Annotated in this window: 15 protein-coding genes and 1 pseudogene; 10 read left to right on the top strand and 6 right to left on the bottom strand. The window is 60.7% G+C overall.

All coding sequences use genetic code 11. From position 1 onward, the window contains the following. Nucleotides 1-11 precede the first annotated feature (11 nt). Nucleotides 12-176, top strand: a pseudogene (locus AC07UI_RS05600) (Crp/Fnr family transcriptional regulator); the annotation flags it as partial. A gap of 89 nt (nucleotides 177-265) precedes the next feature. On the opposite strand, the gene AC07UI_RS05595 reads toward AC07UI_RS05600, so the two are convergent. From AC07UI_RS05595 to AC07UI_RS05580, 4 genes are all read right to left on the bottom strand, one after another. Beyond that, a complete protein-coding gene (locus AC07UI_RS05595; protein WP_494991552.1) occupies nucleotides 266-1,312 on the bottom strand; it encodes a hypothetical protein in 1,047 nt (348 codons plus the stop codon). A 252-nt stretch (nucleotides 1,313-1,564) separates the two neighbouring features. Further along, complete coding sequence (locus AC07UI_RS05590; protein ID WP_494991551.1) at nucleotides 1,565-2,338, bottom strand: PAS domain-containing protein; 774 nt, start codon at nucleotides 2,336-2,338, stop codon at nucleotides 1,565-1,567. Then, a complete protein-coding gene (locus tag AC07UI_RS05585) occupies nucleotides 2,338-2,997 on the bottom strand; it encodes a response regulator (protein ID WP_494991550.1) in 660 nt (219 codons plus the stop codon). The genes AC07UI_RS05590 and AC07UI_RS05585 overlap by 1 nt, the downstream gene beginning before the upstream one ends. After that, nucleotides 2,966-4,045: a sensor histidine kinase gene (locus tag AC07UI_RS05580; RefSeq protein WP_494991549.1), complete on the bottom strand. Its 1,080-nt coding sequence runs from the start codon at nucleotides 4,043-4,045 to the stop codon at nucleotides 2,966-2,968. Before AC07UI_RS05580 ends, AC07UI_RS05585 begins: the two co-directional genes overlap by 32 nt. Before the next feature lie 363 nt (nucleotides 4,046-4,408). Here AC07UI_RS05580 and AC07UI_RS05575 point away from each other — a divergent pair, with 363 nt between their 5' ends. The 8 genes from AC07UI_RS05575 to AC07UI_RS05540 all read left to right on the top strand — a co-directional run bounded on the left by AC07UI_RS05575 (nucleotide 4,409) and on the right by AC07UI_RS05540 (nucleotide 14,664). Next, nucleotides 4,409-4,942 carry a dimethylamine monooxygenase subunit DmmA family protein gene (locus AC07UI_RS05575; RefSeq protein WP_494991548.1) on the top strand — a complete coding sequence of 178 codons (534 nt, stop codon included), beginning with the start codon at nucleotides 4,409-4,411 and terminating at the stop codon, nucleotides 4,940-4,942. Then, the gene (locus AC07UI_RS05570; RefSeq protein ID WP_494991547.1) at nucleotides 4,939-5,880 is read left to right on the top strand and encodes a PDR/VanB family oxidoreductase; all 942 of its coding nucleotides are present in this window, start codon (nucleotides 4,939-4,941) and stop codon (nucleotides 5,878-5,880) included. Before AC07UI_RS05575 ends, AC07UI_RS05570 begins: the two co-directional genes overlap by 4 nt. Nucleotides 5,881-5,889: 9 nt before the next feature. After that, a complete protein-coding gene (locus AC07UI_RS05565) occupies nucleotides 5,890-6,903 on the top strand; it encodes a heme-dependent oxidative N-demethylase family protein (RefSeq protein WP_494991546.1) in 1,014 nt (337 codons plus the stop codon). Between the two features lie 40 nt (nucleotides 6,904-6,943). Continuing rightward, nucleotides 6,944-8,074 carry an aminomethyl transferase family protein gene (locus AC07UI_RS05560; protein WP_494991545.1) on the top strand — a complete coding sequence of 377 codons (1,131 nt, stop codon included), beginning with the start codon at nucleotides 6,944-6,946 and terminating at the stop codon, nucleotides 8,072-8,074. A gap of 35 nt (nucleotides 8,075-8,109) precedes the next feature. Beyond that, complete coding sequence (gene purU / locus AC07UI_RS05555) at nucleotides 8,110-8,976, top strand: formyltetrahydrofolate deformylase (protein ID WP_494991544.1); 867 nt, start codon at nucleotides 8,110-8,112, stop codon at nucleotides 8,974-8,976. A gap of 50 nt (nucleotides 8,977-9,026) precedes the next feature. Next, a complete protein-coding gene (locus AC07UI_RS05550; protein ID WP_494991543.1) occupies nucleotides 9,027-10,394 on the top strand; it encodes a trimethylamine monooxygenase in 1,368 nt (455 codons plus the stop codon). 45 nt (nucleotides 10,395-10,439) lie between these two features. Beyond that, nucleotides 10,440-12,782 carry a trimethylamine N-oxide demethylase gene (locus tag AC07UI_RS05545; RefSeq protein WP_494991542.1) on the top strand — a complete coding sequence of 781 codons (2,343 nt, stop codon included), beginning with the start codon at nucleotides 10,440-10,442 and terminating at the stop codon, nucleotides 12,780-12,782. A 202-nt stretch (nucleotides 12,783-12,984) separates the two neighbouring features. Then, nucleotides 12,985-14,664 carry an APC family permease gene (locus AC07UI_RS05540; RefSeq protein ID WP_494991541.1) on the top strand — a complete coding sequence of 560 codons (1,680 nt, stop codon included), beginning with the start codon at nucleotides 12,985-12,987 and terminating at the stop codon, nucleotides 14,662-14,664. Nucleotides 14,665-14,831: 167 nt separating this feature from the next. On the opposite strand, the gene speB is transcribed toward AC07UI_RS05540, so the two are convergent. Both speB and AC07UI_RS05530 read right to left on the bottom strand, forming a co-directional pair. Continuing rightward, nucleotides 14,832-15,791 (bottom strand): agmatinase, encoded by a 960-nt coding sequence (gene speB / locus AC07UI_RS05535; RefSeq protein WP_494991540.1) that lies wholly within the window; start codon nucleotides 15,789-15,791, stop codon nucleotides 14,832-14,834. A 13-nt stretch (nucleotides 15,792-15,804) separates the two neighbouring features. Then, entirely contained in the window at nucleotides 15,805-16,896 is a 1,092-nt protein-coding gene (locus AC07UI_RS05530; RefSeq protein WP_494991539.1) for a polyamine ABC transporter substrate-binding protein, read from the bottom strand. 101 nt (nucleotides 16,897-16,997) lie between these two features. Between AC07UI_RS05530 and AC07UI_RS05525 the strand changes: the two genes are divergently transcribed. Continuing rightward, a complete protein-coding gene (locus tag AC07UI_RS05525; RefSeq protein WP_494991538.1) occupies nucleotides 16,998-17,897 on the top strand; it encodes a LysR family transcriptional regulator in 900 nt (299 codons plus the stop codon). Nucleotides 17,898-17,906 lie beyond the last annotated feature (9 nt).

The raw sequence follows: 17,906 nt of genomic DNA, 5'->3' as shown, positions 1-17,906 counted from the left end.
CCATGTTCATGGAAGTCGTTAGCGATGCTGCGGGCAAGTTGCAGATGCTCGGCGTGATCGAGTACAGCCGTGGGCCTATTACGATGTTGGACCGATCCAGGCGTGAAAGGCTTTGTTGCGAGTGTTACTCGGTGACCAGGAAAAAAAACGATCGTTTGCTACCTTACATTCCTTAGCACGTTGCCAGTTGACAGCGTCCAGTTACGGGTTGCCCTGCCTGGTGGAATCAGTATTGTCTTTGTTGAAAGACCGGGTGGCGCAGCACCTATTTCACCGGTGATGCAGAGTCGGCGGCGCGCTGGCGCTGGACCTCCAGGCGCTTCATGTTCAGATACTCGCTTCTCTCCAACTCATGAAGCTGCCGCGGATAACGCTCGGTCCCCGCGTACCAATCGCTCAGGCGTTTTTCGAGCTGCTCCGGCGCAGGCGTCGACAGCGCACCCAGGTAGGCTTCGATCGCCAGGTAGTAGCGCATCGCATTGCGCTCGACGATACCGCGCATGCCGCCAATATAGGCTGGCTGTCCGTCGACCTTTGTGCCAACGATACTGAAACCTGCCTTGTTGCGCCCCGTCGTTGCCAGGTAGCTCTGCATGGTCAGGCGGGCCGCAATGCCATAGCCGTATGAATACGACAAATGAAGGAAGCTGTGTTGGGAGTCGAGCATCACCACCTCGAGTTCGACACGGTAGCGATTCGTTCCAAGCGGTCCTTGCGCGGCGTTCAGTGTGATCTGCAGATAGTCGGGACCGGCCACCACTACCTGATAGAGAAAGTCGAACCGGTAGGCATCAGCCAGCGGCTGATCGAACTTGCGCCCAATATAGACGGTCAATGTGTCGCCGCCGGATGAGGAACGACAACTCTTTACGTTCAGATGCAGGATCAGGATGTCACACCAGCGGTCGATGCCCTGCAATGCCGGACTGAGCACCGCATAGGGCTGCTCAACCAAGGAATAGATGTCGCCTTTCAGGCTCCCTGAGGTTTCACTGGATTCAAGGTAGAGCGGACGGTGAAACGAGTTGCTGAGCATTTGCTCATGCAAGGCAACGTAGCGTGCCTTAAGCGTTTGCGCATCCTGCGCATGTACCAGCGGCATGCCGACCAGCGTACAGAGCAAGACCATCCAAAGCAGCCTGGTACATCCGTAGAAGCTGATCTTCGCCCTGCTGCCGCGTCTTGCAGGCATCACCTGTGCATGAGTCACAGCCAGTACTCCCAGAGGCGAGCGAACACTGCTGGCATGAGCAGTGTCAGGCTCAGCACTGCCGAGTGCTCGCACCAGATTCCACATTGAAAGCGGGCTCATTGAGCATCCTCCTGGGGCTGGAGGGGACACCTGGATCATCGCAGTGAATGAACACAGCTTCGGTACGATAGCGCGCTTAACAGAACACTTTCCGAGTTTAGTACTTCAAGCATCGCCTGAGATAGCAGCGTTCGTTGCAGCAGGCCAGGTCCTGATCCGAGCTGTACCTGAATGTCTGGTTTGCCAAAGCACTTAACCAATCAACGGCGGCTGCGCCGCGGGATGAGCATCACACTTTCTATCGCGGCTTTGTCATATGCGCCCCGCAGGCAGATTGACGATTTCAAAAATCGCGCCCTCGATACCCAGCACTTCGCGGCTGTCCGAATAGATGCCGACGCCCTTTTCCCAGACGTTCTTGATGGTGTTGTCCGCACAGCGAATCCGGTAGCGAAGTTCGTAAGGCTGGTGTCGGGACAAAGCGTGCTGAACCTCGCGCCAGACGTAATCGGCATCGTCCGGATGGATCAGGCTGTTATAGGTGCAGTCGTGACTGTCCATCAGCCGTTCGGCGGCATAGCCCGTCAGTTGCAGGCAGCCGGCGCTGACGAATTCCATGGTCCAGTCGTGGTTGTTGCGCCCACGATAGATCAGCCCGGGCATGCTATCGAGCAGGCTCAGGGCGCTGCGTTGACTGGCCTGCAAAGCGATTTCGCGACGCTTGTGCTGGGTGATGTCGTTGACCACCAGATAGAACCGTAAGTCCCGGCGCTTGAGGCTGATATCGAACCAGCGCAGATCTCCCTGAGGATGGACGAAACGCAGGCGCTGACTGAAGGAAATATCCGGCCGATGGCGCAATTCATACAGTGCCTGACGCCACAGGGAACGGTCTTCCTGATGCACATACTCAACGATGTTGCGCTCATCGCCAGGCGACTCCATCAAGTCCGCCCAGGCCGTATTGAAATGGACAATCTCGCCGTTGTCCTTGAGTTCAAGCAAGGCGATAGGAAACACGTCCAGGGGTTGCGACGCCGGCCGGCCAAACACCGACTCAACGGGTGAAGCACATTCGTCCGCCATCAATGACGCTCCTTTGTTCTCAATGACCCGACCTTGTGGACCCAGGCTGCCAGCTCCAGTCGCGAACGCAAATTGAGCTTTTGCAGCAGGTTCTTCACGTAGATCTTCACCGTGCCGTCGCTGATGCCCAGCTCCCGGCCTATCTGTTTGTTGCTCATGCCCGAAGCGATCAGCGCCAGGGTTTGCCCTTCACGATCAGTCAGGCTGCCGTCTTCGATTTTTTCCTGCGGCGCCTCGGTTTCGCCATGCCCGGCCAGCAGCGACACCAGGCAATCATCCAGAACAATCGCGCCTTTGCTGCAATTGCGCATGTACGACAGCAGCGCTTCGGGCTCGGTCTCCTTCAGGACATAACCACTGGCTCCCAGGCGTAAGGCCGTCAGCAACTCGCCGCGATCCATCGAAGCGGTCAATACGACAATCTGGCATTCGAGCCCCAGCTGTTTCATCTCGTCGAGTACCTGCAAGCCGCTCAAACCCGGCATGTGCAAGTCCAGCAACACCTGCCTGGGCATCAGCTGCACCGCCAGGTTGATCCCTTCTCTGCCGCTGGCCGCCTGGCCAACCACATCGAAGTCATCGCTGGCGGCAAACAGTTGCGCCAGACCTTTGCGGAACAAGGGATGATCATCGATCAACAATAAGGTCGTGCTGTTCATCGAAGTGCCTCTGCGGGTCGTCATTGTTCTGGATAAGGCTCAGGTGCACGCGAGCGCCATGGGGGCGAATGGTTTCGATGGACAGCTGCGCACCGATGGTCGATGCACGTTCACGAATGATCGCCAGCCCATAGTGGTTCTCCTCAACCGAGGCCGGACTCAGACCGATGCCGTCATCTTCGACGGTCACCGTAATCTCGCCGTGCCGGGTCTGGCGCAGTTCGATCCGCACGTGCCGGGCGTGGGAATGTCGCACCACATTGGCAAGCGCCTCGCGGATGATCTGCAGAATCTGCAGTTCGGTTTCCGGGTACAGCGCATCCTCGGCCAAACGGTTGTCCAGCTCGAAAACGATGATGCAGCGTCGGGAAAACTCGGCCACCGAGTCCGCCAGCGCCTGGCGCAGTGAACGCCCGTCCATGGTCAACCGTGCGCTGGTGATCAATTCGCGTACCTGGCGCTGCAAATGACTCAACCCGCCGCGCAACTCGGCCAGCAGGGGGGCGGCCTGCTCCGGCTCACGCAGCTTGGCCTGCATCAGGCTGGCCTGAAACGACAGATAGCCCAATTGCTGTGCCACCGAATCGTGAAGTTCACGGGCCAGTGCACCGTGCTGGAACGTTGCCTCCCTGCATTGCTGTTCACGCTTGTGCCGCAGTAGCTGCACCGTCACTCCCAGCACCCGCGCCGTTTCCCCAAGCAACCCATGAAACCCGCGACTGGCCGCGCGCGGCGTGTCCAGCAGCAATACCCCGCGCCTATCGGGCGCGATGCCGGGCAGAACACTCAGCAGGCGATAACGACCCCGATGCCGGCAGGCCATGCACTGCTGCGGTACCGCTGTCGCGGCACCGGTGCGCCACGGGCAGCCCGGCGTCTCATCGCAGGAGCTGAGCATGGCCCGACGGCCGGGGCCGAAGTCCTCGCCAGTCAACAACAACCCCAATTTGCTGCCAGGGTTCAGTGCTTCGAATCGATCGAGAAAATGTGGCAAGGCATCGTCCGCGTCGACCAGGCGCAGCGGCAATTGGGCGAGCAATGCCCGCACGCTGTCCACCTGACGCGGCCGCGAACACAAGAACCATTGCGCCCACCCGCCAGGTCGCATTCGAGCTTTCAATGACATCCGTCTGCCCTTTGGAAAACCGTGGCGATTGGTCGAGCAACTTCCATGCCTGCCCGCTATCGCCGACGGACTACCCCCAAAGAGATATCTCTTTTTCCGGATTGAACGGTAATTCCTTTCGGGAAACTATCTTCCCCACCAAGAAATAACGACGCCGATTCTGAGCACGGCCAAACGCCGAAAGACAGCGCACCAGACCGAGGCTTTGACGCCTGGCTTGCGCACCAGATCGGGACATTTATTCGCCAGGCGCTGTTGAAACGCTGGACAGCCAGGAGGGTTGCAATGACTGAGACACAAAGCGCTGCGCCGTACAGACCCCAGAGTGTGCCGGTGTACCGTGAACCGACTCTGCGCTCTCACGCGCTGCATCACATTCTGGTGACGCAAACGGCGACAGCCGAAGCGCTTGGGCGTCTGCTCAAGAACTTCGATCAGCCGGCGCTGCCCACTCCCCGCGTACTTTGCGCCGCGGTAGACGGGTTCGAGCGACAGCTGAAAGCGTTGCTCGACGCCACTGCGGTCGGCACCCAGCTGTACGTTCTCGGCGACGAAGCCTTTCTTTGGCGCATCCACGGCGTGGCCCGCACTGCCGGAATGCACAGCGAAGAGATCGACCTGATCGAATCCGGACCGGTGCTGCGCAGGGTGTTTTGCGTGCACTGCCGCCATGTTCAGGACAGCGGCCCACAGGCACAAGTGTGCTGCTCCAATTGCCAGCTCCGCCTGGGCGTGCGCGAGCACTTTTCCCAGCGCCTGGGTGCTTATCTGGGCGTCTGCGAAAACCCCGATCAGCCTTATGCGCAGGCTCAATCATGAGCACGGCGCTGGAGGTACAGGTCGCCGACGCAAAAATGCTGACACCGGTGATTCGCGAATTCACCTTCGTCAGTCGCTCTGGCCGGTTGCCGGGGTTTTCCTCGGGCAGTCATGTACAGGTCCATTTGTCATTGGCCGAGCGCAGCGTGCGCAACGCTTATTCATTGATCAGCGATCCGGCTGACACTCGCCACTATCGCATCGCCGTGCGCTTGCAGGACGACTCCCGGGGTGGTTCGCGCCACCTGCATCAACGAGTGAATGTCGGCGATACCTTGCACCTGTCGCCCCCGGCGAATCTGTTCGCCCTGCATTCGACCGCTCGCCAGCACATCCTGATTGCCGGCGGCATCGGTATCACGCCGTTCATGGCGTACATCAGTGCGCTGGAACTGCGCAACGCCGACTTCGAATTGCATTACGCCTACCGCAAAAACCTGACCGATGCCTATGCCGACGAACTGCAGCAACGCCTGGGATCACGCCTGCATCGCTATGACGCCAGCACTGGCGCAGCCCTGGACCTAACGGCGATTCTCAGCGACCGGCCCTTGGGCAGTCATGTCTACGTCTGCGGCCCGCAGCGGCTGTTGATGGGTGTTCGGGAACAGGCCAAAGCCCTCGGCTGGCCAACCGGCCGGGTCCATTGGGAAGCCTTCAGCGGCGCAGAACCGGGCTTGCCGTTCAGCCTGGAACTGGCGCGCAGCGGACGGCGGATTCAGGTGAGCGCCGAGCAAAGCCTGCTCGAAGCACTGGAATCGGCCGGTCTGGAAGTCCCCAGCCTGTGCCGCGGCGGGGTCTGCGGGCAGTGCATCACGCGCCATCTCAAAGGCGATATCGATCACCGCGACAGCATTCTGAGCAGCACCGAGCAGGCCGAATTTCTCATGCCCTGCGTATCACGCGGCTGCGGCTCTTGCGTTTTGCTGGACCTTTAGGAGTCGACCATGACCGTTCAATTCAGCCCCCTGGAAAGCTACCGGGACACCTTCAGCTTCCACAACAGTGCATCGGCCATCGAGCGTTTTCCGTTTCCGTTCACCGAAGACAGCTACATGTACTCGGTGAACATCGAGCCGGCGCGCGCCAAAGAACCGGGCTCGGTGTACCAGCACTGGTTCGATATCGACGAGCATTACCTGTCGGAAATGGCCGAGCGTGCACTGGTACTGGACAAGGACCCGCGCCGCTACCTGGTGATGCCGCATATGCAGGAAGCGTCGTGGGATGCCTTGCAGATGTTCATGGAACATCTGGCCGCCGACTATCCGCAGTGGTTCGAGCTGAGCTGCGACGCTAACCGCTGGCACTGGCGCAACAAGGCGCTGGGTATCGATCAGGCGTTTGTCTTCGGCGATGCCTCGACCCTGCCCTGCGAACCGCTGGAGTTCATCACCCGTCAGGTCCAGGGCGACATCGCGCTGCTCGACCAGCGCGATGGCGATCTGTTCATGGACGCCGGGATGGTCACCAGCCCCGCCGACTGGTCGCTGGCCTTCGATGCCGGGATGAGCTTCAAGCAATGGCATTCGCCGGTGCCCATGGCCAACCAGATGGGCGTGTTCGACCGGGCACTGAAGTACCTGCTCAACGTCCAGGTCGATCAACCGGTGCGCCGGCTCAACTGGACGCTGACAATCAATCCGCGCCTGGATTCGTCCCCCGAGACTTACCACGAATGGGGCGCCGAGCGCGGCAGCATCACCGATGAAAACGTCGGCCAGCTCGTCCACCTGCGCGTGGAGCTGCAATTCATGGCCCGCCTGCCCCGCAGCAACGGCCTGATGTTCAGCATCCGCACCTACCTGATCAGCATGAACGAACTGGTCAGCCATCCCGGCTGGGGCCGGCGCCTGCACCGGGTGCTGCGTGACTTGCCCGACCCGATCGCCGAATACAAAGGCATGACCCGTTATCGGCAGACGCTGGTGGACTGGCTGAGCCAGTTCGACCAGGCCTGAAACACCTTGACCCAACCCCATTCAGACAAGGAATCACGATATGGCCAACTCCTGGCGCATTTCCGCACTGGCCGAACGTCACCGCGCGCTCGGCTCACAGCTTGAAGACTGGAACGGCATGGGCACTGCCTGGACCTACAGCTCGGACCTGGCCGAGCATCATCAGGCGATCCGTACCCGCGCCGGTTTGATGGATGTCTCGGGGCTGAAAAAAGTCCACTACGTCGGGCCCCACGCCGAAAGCCTGCTGCAATGGGCGACCACCCGTGACATCGCCAAGCTCTATCCCGGCAAGTCGGTCTATGCCTCGATGCTCGATGAGGACGGCAAGTTCATCGATGACTGCATCGTCTACCGCACCGGCCCCAATGCCTTCATGGTGGTGCACGGCGCGGGCACCGGTTACGAGATGCTGGTGCGCTCGGCTCAGGGCCGTCAGGTTGCGGTGCTGTTCGATGACGACCTGCACGACCTGTCGTTACAAGGGCCGTTGGCGGTGGACTTTCTCGCCGAACACGTTCCGGGCATTCGTCAGCTGCCGTACTTCCATCACCTGCAAACCAAACTGTTCGGCCGTCCGGTGATGATCTCCCGCACCGGCTACACCGGCGAGCGCGGTTACGAAATCTTCTGCAAGGCCACCGACGCCCCGACCCTGTGGGACGAAATCCTCGAACAGGGTGCGGGCATGGGCATCATCCCGTGCGCCTTCACCGCCCTGGACTGGTTGCGGGTCGAAAGCTCGCTGATGTTCTTCCCCTACGACAACTCGCAGATGTACCCCTTCGCCGATCAAAAAGCCGGCGACACCCTGTGGGAGCTCGGCCTGGATTTCACCGTATCGCCGGAAAAACAGGACTTTCGCGGTGCCGACGAGCACCGGCGCCTGCGCGGTAAAGAACGCTTCAAGATCGCCGGCGTGTTGCTCGAAGGCGCCCGCGCCGCTGAAGCCGGAGACACTCTGTGGCAGGCCGGCAAGAAAGTCGGCGTCATCACCTGCGGCATGTATTCGCGCCTGAGCAAACGCTCCATGGCCATCGCCCGCATGGACGCCGACTGCGCCGCACCGGGTTTCGCCCTGCAGGTGCGCGGCAGCCTCGAGGTCGAGGCCATCACCCACGCCTTGCCGTTCGATGATCCGGAAAAGACCAAACGCACCGCAAAAGGCTGATCGAACGCCAACCACGCATTCCAAGGGAGACCTCGATGGACACGCCACACGAACATTACATCCTCAAGATCAGCTGCCCCGCCGCCTCCGGCATTGTTGCCGCAGTCACCTCCTGGCTGGCCGGGCAAGCGTGCTACATCAGCGAGCTGTCGCAATTCGACGATGAATTCACCGGGCGCTTTTTCATGCGCGCGGTGTTTCGTTTCAACAAAGGTGTGGTCGGCGACATCGCCCCGCTGCGCCTGGGCTTGAGCGAGTTGGCCGGCGGTTTCGACATGCAATGGCAGCTGTTCAGTTCGGCTCAGCCGACCCGCGTGCTGCTGATGGTCAGCAAGTTCGACCACTGCCTGACCGACCTGCTGTATCGCCATCGCAAAGGCGAAATGGACATGCAGATCACCGCCATCGTCTCCAACCACCTGGACCTGCGGCCGATGGCCGAACGTGAAGGGATCCGCTTCATTTACCTGCCGGTGAGCAAAGAGAGCAAGTCCCGGCAGGAAGCCGAACTGCTGCGCATCGTCGAAGAGACCGAGACCGATCTGGTGGTGCTCGCCCGCTACATGCAGATCCTTTCCGATGACTTGTGCAAACAGCTGTCCGGGCGAGCGATCAACATCCATCACTCGTTTCTCCCCGGTTTCAAGGGTGCCAAGCCCTATCACCAGGCCTACGAGCGCGGCGTGAAACTGATCGGCGCCACCGCCCACTATGTCACCTCGGACCTCGACGAAGGCCCGATCATCGAACAGGAAATCCAGCGCGTCGATCACACCTACCTGCCCGATGCGCTGGTCGCCATCGGCCGCGACACCGAAACCGTCGCACTTTCCAAAGCCCTGAAATACCACCTGGAACACCGGGTGTTCATCAACCAGGACAAGACAGTGATCTTTCGCTGAGCGAGCCACCACCTCGAACCCATTCCGACCGACAGGCACGAGACACGACCATGACCACACGCGTTGCAATCATCGGCGCCGGCCCTTGCGGCATGGCTCAACTGCGGGCATTTCAATCGGCCAGGGACAAGGGAACCCCCATCCCGGAACTGGTCTGCTACGAAAAACAGCAAGACTGGGGTGGCATGTGGAATTACACCTGGCGCACCGGCCTGGATGAAAACGGTGAACCGGTCCACGGCAGCATGTACCGCTATTTGTGGTCCAACGGCCCGAAAGAATGCCTGGAGTTCGCCGACTACACCTTCGAAGAGCACTTCGGTCGCCCCATCGGCTCCTATCCGCCCCGGGAAGTACTGTGGGATTACATCAAGGGCCGCGTCGAAAAAGCCGGGGTTCGTGACTACATCCGTTTCAACAACGTAGTGCGCCAGGTCACCTATGACCAACAGACCCGGCGCTTCACCGTGGTCGCACACGACCATGGCAGCGATACCCAGACCTGGGAAGAGTTCGACTACGTGATCAATGCCTGCGGGCACTTTTCGACGCCGAAGATGCCGTATTTCCCCGGGTTCGAACATTTCGGCGGGCGCATCCTGCACGCCCATGATTTTCGCGAAGCGCTGGAGTTCAAGGGCAAGGACTTGTTGATCGTCGGCAGCAGTTATTCCGCCGAAGACATCGGTTCGCAGTGCTACAAGTACGGCGCCCGCAGCATCACCAGTTGCTACCGCACCGCGCCCATGGGCTATGACTGGCCCGCCAACTGGGAAGAAAAACCGCTGCTGCAGCGCCTGGAAAAGAACCGCGCGTATTTTATCGACGGCACTCACAAACACATCGACGCGGTGATTCTGTGCACCGGCTACAAGCATCACTTCCCGTTCCTGCCGGACGAACTGTGCCTCAAGACCGACAACCGGTTGTGGCCGATGAACCTGTACAAGGGGATTTTCTGGGAACCCAACCCACAGCTGATCTACCTCGGCATGCAGGACCAGTGGTACTCGTTCAACATGTTCGATGCCCAGGCCTGGTACGCCCGCGACGTGATCCTGCAACGCATCGCCCTGCCCGATCAGCCGCAAATGATTGCCGACAGCCTGGAGTGGCAAGCCCGCGAACAGCAGCTTGAAACCAACCAGCAAATGTTCGAATACCAGGGCGCCTACATCCAGCAATTGGTGGACGCCACCGACTACCCGAACTTTGATATCGCCGCAGTCAACGACACCTTCCTGCACTGGAAGCACGACAAGGCGCACAACATCATGGGTTACCGCGACAAGTCCTACCGCTCGCTGATGACCGGCACCCAGTCACCGCCCCATCACACGCCATGGCTCAAAGCGCTGGACGATTCCATGGCGGCCTATCTGAGTGGAGAGCCCGATGCCATCAAGTCGGTCGGTTGAGCCTGTGCCGATGACCACAGCACTTAAAAGCACAGGAGCCTGCACATGAACGCACCGCGTGTTTCGACCCCCTGGGAACCGGGGCTGTTTGCCCGGGCACCGGCTCTGGAGCGTTATCGGGTGGCCGCTGGCGGGCTGACACTGATCGCTCTGGAAGCCGGCGATACCCTGCAAGTGATCGACGTCGAAGGGCTGCAAACCTGCGAGCTGTTGGCCTTCGACGCCCTTGGGCGCTCAGCGCTGGCGGCGCTGGGTCTGGCTGCGAGACCCGATTGCAGTTTCATCGCCACGCGGATGTCCGAGCCCGGCATGCAGGCACGCCGCATCGCACACGGCTTGAGCAAGCGCGGCATCGCCTCTCATCCACTCCCCGGCGCGGCCACGCTGTGGGATGAGCAATCACCCGCCGGCTACAGCCGCAACTTCGTGGCCGGCGAAGCGTTGCTGATCATCGTCGCCGCGCCCAGCGGACCGAGTGCGGTTGACCTGCAATACACCGCCAGCGAATTGCGCGTCGTGGTCCAGCGGGCCAATCCATCGCCACTGCTGGTCCCGCCGCTGCCCGAACCGCTGGGCGAGCTGCTGGATGAATTCACCATCCGCGCCGGAACCGCCCACAGCTACACCGTGGGCAAAGGTCAGTACCTGCAGGTGCTGGACGTCGCCGGACGCCAGTGTTCGGATTTCGTCGCCCTGAATCGCCGGGCGCTGGATCGCGGGCAAGAACTGGACCTGGACCAGACGGTCACCCGCACCCTCAATGGCAACGCCTATCCGGCACCGGGGCTGTTCTCGAAGTTCTTCGACCGGCAGATGCAACCGATGCTCGAGGTGGTGCGTGACACCGTCGGCCGCCATGATTCCTTCGCGTTGGCCTGCGCTGCCCGTTACTACGAAAGCCAGGGCTATTTCGGGCACGACAACTGCAGTGACAACCTCAGTCGGGCGTTGGAACCGTTTGGGGTCCAGGCCCGCAGCGGCTGGCCGGCGATCAATTTTTTCTACAACACCGGGATCGATGCCCACCAGCAGATGACCCTGGATGAACCCTGGTCCCGGCCGGGGGATTACGTGTTGCTGCGGGCCATGACCGATCTGGTCTGCGCCAGTTCGTCGTGCCCGGACGACATCGACCCGGCCAACGGCTGGAACCCGACCGACATCCATATTCGTGTGTATTCCGACAAGGAGCGCTTTTCCATCGCCATGGCCACTCGAAAAACCGCCGATGCCGATCCGACGCTGACCCGCGAATCGGGCTTCCACTCGCGCACCAGCGCCCTGACCGGCAGCTTCACCGACTACCGCAACTGGTGGTTGCCGCTGCGCTACGACGGTTTCGGCGCCATCGATGAATATTACGGCTGCCGCGAACGAGTGGCGGTGATGGACCTGACCGCCCTGCGCAAATTCGAAATCATCGGCCCGGATGCCGAAGCCCTGCTCCAGTACTGCCTGACGCGCGACGTGCGGCGGCTGGCGATCGGTCAGGTGGTCTATTCGGCCATGTGCCATGAACACGGCGGCATGCTCGACGACGGCACCCTGCTGCGCCTGGGCCAGGACAACTTCCGCTGGATCTGCGGCGAGGATTACGCCGGGGTCTGGCTGCGCGAACAGGCACAGAAGCTGGGCATGAAAGTCTGGGTGAAGTCCGCCAGCGAGCAGATTCACAACCTTTCGGTACAGGGGCCGCTGAGCCGCGAACTGCTCAAGCAAATGGTCTGGACCCCGGCCACCCAGCCCGGCGTGGAAGCCTTGGGTTGGTTCCGCTTTCTGGTGGGGCGCCTGGATGGTTACGACGGCTGCCCGCTGATGATTTCCCGCACCGGCTACACCGGCGAGCTGGGCTACGAAGTCTGGTGTCAGCCGCAGGACGCCGAGCGGGTCTGGGACCGGATCTGGCAACTGGGCGAGCCGCTGGGCATCGTCCCGCTGGGCCTTGAAGCACTGGACATGCTGCGCATCGAAGCCGGACTTGTTTTTGCCGGCTATGAGTTCAGCGACCAGACCGATCCGTTCGAGGCCGGGATCGGCTTCAGTGTTCCGCTCAAGAGCAAGACCGACGATTTCATCGGCCGCGATGCACTGCTGCGGCGCAGTGCCAATCCCATGCACAAACTGGTAGGCCTGCAACTGAGCGGCAATGAAGGCGCCCATCACGGCGACGGCGTGTACAGCGGTCGCGCCCAGGTCGGCGTGGTCACCAGTGCCTGCCGTTCACCGCTGCTGGGCAGCAATATCGCCTTGTGCCGGGTCGATGTCGCCAGCAGCGAAGCAGGTACCGCGCTGCAAGTAGGCAAGGTCGATGGCTTGCAGAAGCGCATCGATGCCCAGGTCATGGCGCCGATTTTCTACGACCCGCAGAAATGCCGGGTGCGCAGCTGATCGGCCAGACAAGTTGTTGCTGCACCGAATACCGCTACTGCGTTGCCCACCAGCGAGACAAAGAGTCTTTCAACAAGACCAAAAACACTCGCTGACCGAAGCCCTGCCGCCGAACCGGATGCCAACGCATCCGGCCGAGTGCCAGGGTATCGGCTGACCTTCCGACTGCCCCCGACAATTCTTCTTACATGGGATCACAGAAATGGAAGCGACTACGTTCGAGACCGTACCGCAGGCTGGCCAGACGGTTGGCAGCCTGCAGCGCAAAATTGACTGGAGAGGTGCGTTCTGGGTTGCCAGCGGCGTGCCAGCACTGGTGCTGTTTTCCATTGGCGCGATTGCCGCGACGGTGGGCAAACCGGCGTGGATCGTCTGGATCATTTCGATCCTGTTCGGTTTCATCCAGGCCTTCACCTATGCCGAGATCGCCGGATTGTTCCCGCATAAATCCGGCGGTGCATCGGTTTACGGTGCGGTGGCCTGGGTGCGTTACAGCAAGCTGATCGCGCCGGTGTCGGTGTGGTGCAACTGGCTGGCCTGGTCACCGGTGTTGTCCATCGGCTCCGGGCTGGCCGCCGGTTACATCCTCACCGCGATGTTTGCGCCGGACGCGCTGATCAACACCTGGCAATTGACCTTGCTGGATCTTGGCTGGATCAAGAGCGGGCTGTCCCTGCGCATGAATGCGACCTTCGTGGTCGGCGTGGTGATTCTGCTCGGGGTGTTTGTCATACAGCACGGCGGCATCCTGCGCTCGGCACGCCTGACCCTGATACTCGGTGTCACCTCGCTGATTCCGCTGCTGCTGGTGGGCGTGGTGCCATTGTTGACCGGCGATGCGCTGCAGGCCAACTTCCTGCCGCTGTATCCCTTGGCTCACGACGCCGGCGGCCAGGTCATCGATGGCGTGTGGGACATTTCCGGTTGGTCGTTGATGGCCGGCGGGCTGTTCATGGCGGCATGGTCGACCTACGGTTTCGAGACTGCCGTGTGCTACACCCGCGAGTTCAAAGACCCCAAGCGCGACACGTTCAAGGCGATCTTCTATGCCGGCCTGCTGTGCATTCTGGTGTTCACCCTGGTGCCGATGGCGTTTCAGGGCAGTCTCGGCCTCGGTCAACTGGTCAGCGCCGCGGTGCTGGATGCCAACGGCACCGTCGTGACGCCAGCGGTTTACAGCGGTTTGCTGTCACCGGCGATCTACAGCGGCATGGGTGTTGGCCAGGCGATGGCCGACAGCATCGGCGGTGGTAAAGTCGTGGCCAATGTGGTGTTGATCATGCTGATCCTCGCCACGCTGCTGGCGATCATGACCTCGATGTCCGGCTCCTCGCGCACCTTGTATCAGGCTTCGGTGGATGGCTGGTTGCCCAAATACCTGGGCCACACCAACGAACACGGCGCTCCCACCGCAGCCATGTGGACCGACCTGTCGTTCAATCTGCTGCTGTTGCTGATGTCCGACTACGTGTTCGTCCTCGCGGCGTCCAACGTCAGTTACATCATCTTCAACTTCCTCAACCTCAATGCCGGCTGGATCCATCGCCTCGACCGCCCGGACTGGGTGCGCCCATACAAGGCACCGACTGTACTGCTGGCATTGGGTGGCGTGCTGAGCTTCGTCAACCTGGCGTGCATGGGCCTGGGCGCCGATATCTGGGGCGCCGGCACCTTGTTCACCGGGGTGCTGCTGGCGCTGTTGATTATCCCGGTCTTCGTCTATCGGCACTACGTGCAGGACAGGGGCAGCTTCCCGGTGGCGATGCTCAGCGACTTGCATATCCAGACCGATGAAGGCGCCAGGCGGGCCGGGATGCTGCCCTATGTGACCCTGGTGGCGGGTGTGCTGGTGGTGTACTTCTGTCATCGCCTGGCGGTTTGAGTCAGCGACCAGCTGAGTGTTGAATGGCTGGGCAGGAGACGGTTTCACTTCTAGCGTGAATGGCCAGGGATGGCGAAACGCTAACGATTCGGCTAAATACTTGCAGGAGCCAGGCTTGCCCGCGAAGACGGCCTGGAGGTCACTACAGACTTGTAGCGAATACAGCCCTAGCGATCGACCTTATGCCGCGCCGCATACAAGCACAGCATCTCCATCGCCAGGGTTGCTGCCGCCAGTGACGTGATGTCCGCGCTGTCATAGGCGGGTGCGACTTCCACCACGTCCATGCCCACCAGATTGATCCCGCGCAAACCGCCGAGAATCTCCAGCGCCTGCACCGTGCTCAGGCCACCACATACCGGTGTGCCAGTCCCTGGTGCGAATGCCGGATCCAGACAATCGATGTCGAACGTCAGGTACACCGGGTTATCGCCAACCCGCTCACGGATCGATTCGATGATCGCGTCGCAGCCGCGCCGATGCACTTGCCGCGCGTCCAGCACCTGAAAGCCCTGATGGTCATTATTGGTGGTGCGCAAACCGATTTGTACTGAACGGGACGGATCCACCAGCCCCTCTTTCGCCGCGTGCCAGAACATGGTGCCGTGGTCGATGCGTTTACCGTCTTCATCGGGCCAGGTGTCGCTGTGGGCGTCAAAATGGATCAGCGACAACGGACCGTGCTGCCGGGCATGGGCCTTGAGCAGCGGATAGCTGATGAAGTGGTCACCGCCAAAGGTCAGCATTGCGCAACCCGCCGCGAGGATTTTCTCGGCATGGTCCTGGATACTGTCCGGTATCGACTGCGGCGTGCCGTAATCGAAGTTGCAATCGCCGTAGTCGATCACGGCCAGATGGTCGAAGGGGTCGAAGGTCCAGGGCCAATGCCGTTCCCAGGCGATCCCGGTCGAGGCACTGCGAATCCCCCGTGGCCCGAAGCGCGCGCCCGGGCGGTTGCTGGTGGCGGTGTCGAACGGTACGCCACTGACCACCACGTCCACACCGCGCAAATCGCGGCTATAACGGCGGCGCATGAAACTGGTGATGCCGGCGTAGGTGCTTTCAGCGGCAGTCCCGTAGAGGCTGTCGCGGGTCATGGCCTGGTCGTTCAAATCAGCGATATCCATACACAATTCCTTATTATTGGTGGCTACGGAAGGTGGTCCACACGCGGGTGCGCTGACGCATGTCCTTGAGGCTCATGCTGCGGTCGGCGTACAGACGATCACGCACATCGGCAGGCGGGTAGATGTTGGCGTCTTCACGCACGGCGGTATCCACCAAGGGTGTCGCTGCCTGGTTGGCTGTGGCGAAAAACAGCGTGTTGGTCAGCGCTGCCACCGACTCCGGGCGCAGCATGAATTCGATAAAGGCCCGCGCCGCTTCCGGGTGCGGTGCGTCCTTGGGGATCGCCAGGTTGTCCTGCCACACCAGTGTGCCTTCCATGGGTATCCGGTAAGTCACCTCGAACGGTTTGTTGGCCTTGTGCGCCTGATCGGCAGCCATGCTTGCGTCACCGTTATAGGTCAGCGCCAGACACACACTGCCATTGGCCAGATCACTGATCTGTCGCCCGGTGGCCACGTACAGCACCGAAGGTTGCAACTGATGCAACAAGGCTTCGGCGGCGGCCAGATCATTCTTGTCAGTGCTGTAGGGATCTTTACCGAGGTAATGCAGCGCCAGACCGATCACTTCCTGAGGCGAATCAAGAATGGCGATACCACAGTCCTTCAACTTGCTGGCGTATTCGGGCTTGAACAGCAGATCCAGGCTATTAAGAGGTACGCCCGGCAGGCGCTTCTTTACTGCTTCGACATTGATGCCCAGGCCCAGCGTGCCCCAGGTATAAGGCACGCCATAACGGTTACCCGGATCGACAGCGGCAAGCTTTTTCAGCAAATCCGGATCAAGGTTGTCGTAGCCTTTGAGGTTGTCGTGGGGAATTTCCTTCAAGGCGCCGGCGGCCAGACCACGGGCCAATACGCTGGACGACGGCACCACCACGTCATAACCGCTGCCGCCGGTGAGCAGTTTGGTTTCCAGGACTTCCGAGGTATCGAACGTGTCGTAGCGCACGTGGATGCCGGTTTCCTGTTCAAAACGCTGCAAGGCCTCGGGCGCCACGTAATCGGCCCAACTGTAAAGATTGACCACTTTGTCTTCGGCCTGCGCCGACAGTGCAATGGCCAAAGCCAGAGCGGGATAACAGAGTCTGAGAACCGAACACATGGGAATCACCTGCCGCAATGGAGTGCCTGCAGGATGCGCCAAGGGATACATTGTAAAAATATTAAGTTTATTATCCTGACTTTCACCGGGAGTAATGTTTGATGCTCGGACAAATTCACGATCTGGACCTGCATCTGCTGCGCCTGTTTGTCAGCGTGGTGGAGTGCGGTGGTTTCAGCGCCGCCCAAGGTGAACTCGGTCTCAGCCAGTCAAGCATCAGCCAGCAGATGGCCAAGCTCGAAACCCGTCTCGGCTACCGGCTGTGCAGTCGCGGCAAAGGCGGTTTCAAACTGACGCCCAAAGGCGAGCAACTGCTCAGCTCGACTCGCGAGCTGTTCCAATCCATTGAAGCGTTCCGCCATCAGTCCAACGGCGTGGCCGGTCGATTGCTCGGTGAAGTGCGCCTGGGCCTGTCCGAGGCCCTCGATCAGTCAATTCTGCAACGGGTCGCCGAAGCGATCCGGCGCTTTCGCGAGCGGGACGAGTCGGTGCGCATCGAACTGATCAGCGCCATGCCCGGCGAGATGGAAAGGCTATTGCTGCAACAGCGGCTGGACCTGGCGATCGGCTATTTCTCACAGGTACAAAGTGCATTCGACTACCGCGAACTGTTCACTGAAACCCAGCATCTGTATTGCGCGAAAGGTCATCCGCTATTCACCAACGATGCACCGGACGATGAAGCACTGCAAAACACCGATCGGGTCGACCACCCCTATCGCTTTCTGCGAAGCGCCGAACCCTTCCAGGGCAAGCTCTGTTCGGCCCGCTCGGAACAGGTCGAAGGCACCCTCGCCTTTATCCTTTCCGGAAAACATGTCGGCTATCTACCCAACCACTTCGCCCGATCCTGGGAGGAAAAAGGCTTACTCAAGGCCGTGCGTCAACAAGACCTGAGTTTTGAAGTGGCCTTTCACCTGGCCCGGCATCGGGCGCAGGTGCCGGGGGATGCACAGCGGGCATTCGAGGAGGACTTGTTGACGGCGTTTTCCCTGGCCTAGACAGCTGCG

The organism is Pseudomonas sp. GW821-FHT04C07 (assembly GCF_059420325.1).
The sequence above is the reverse complement of the archived record's forward strand: the minus strand, read 5'-3'. Positions and strand labels throughout refer to the sequence as shown.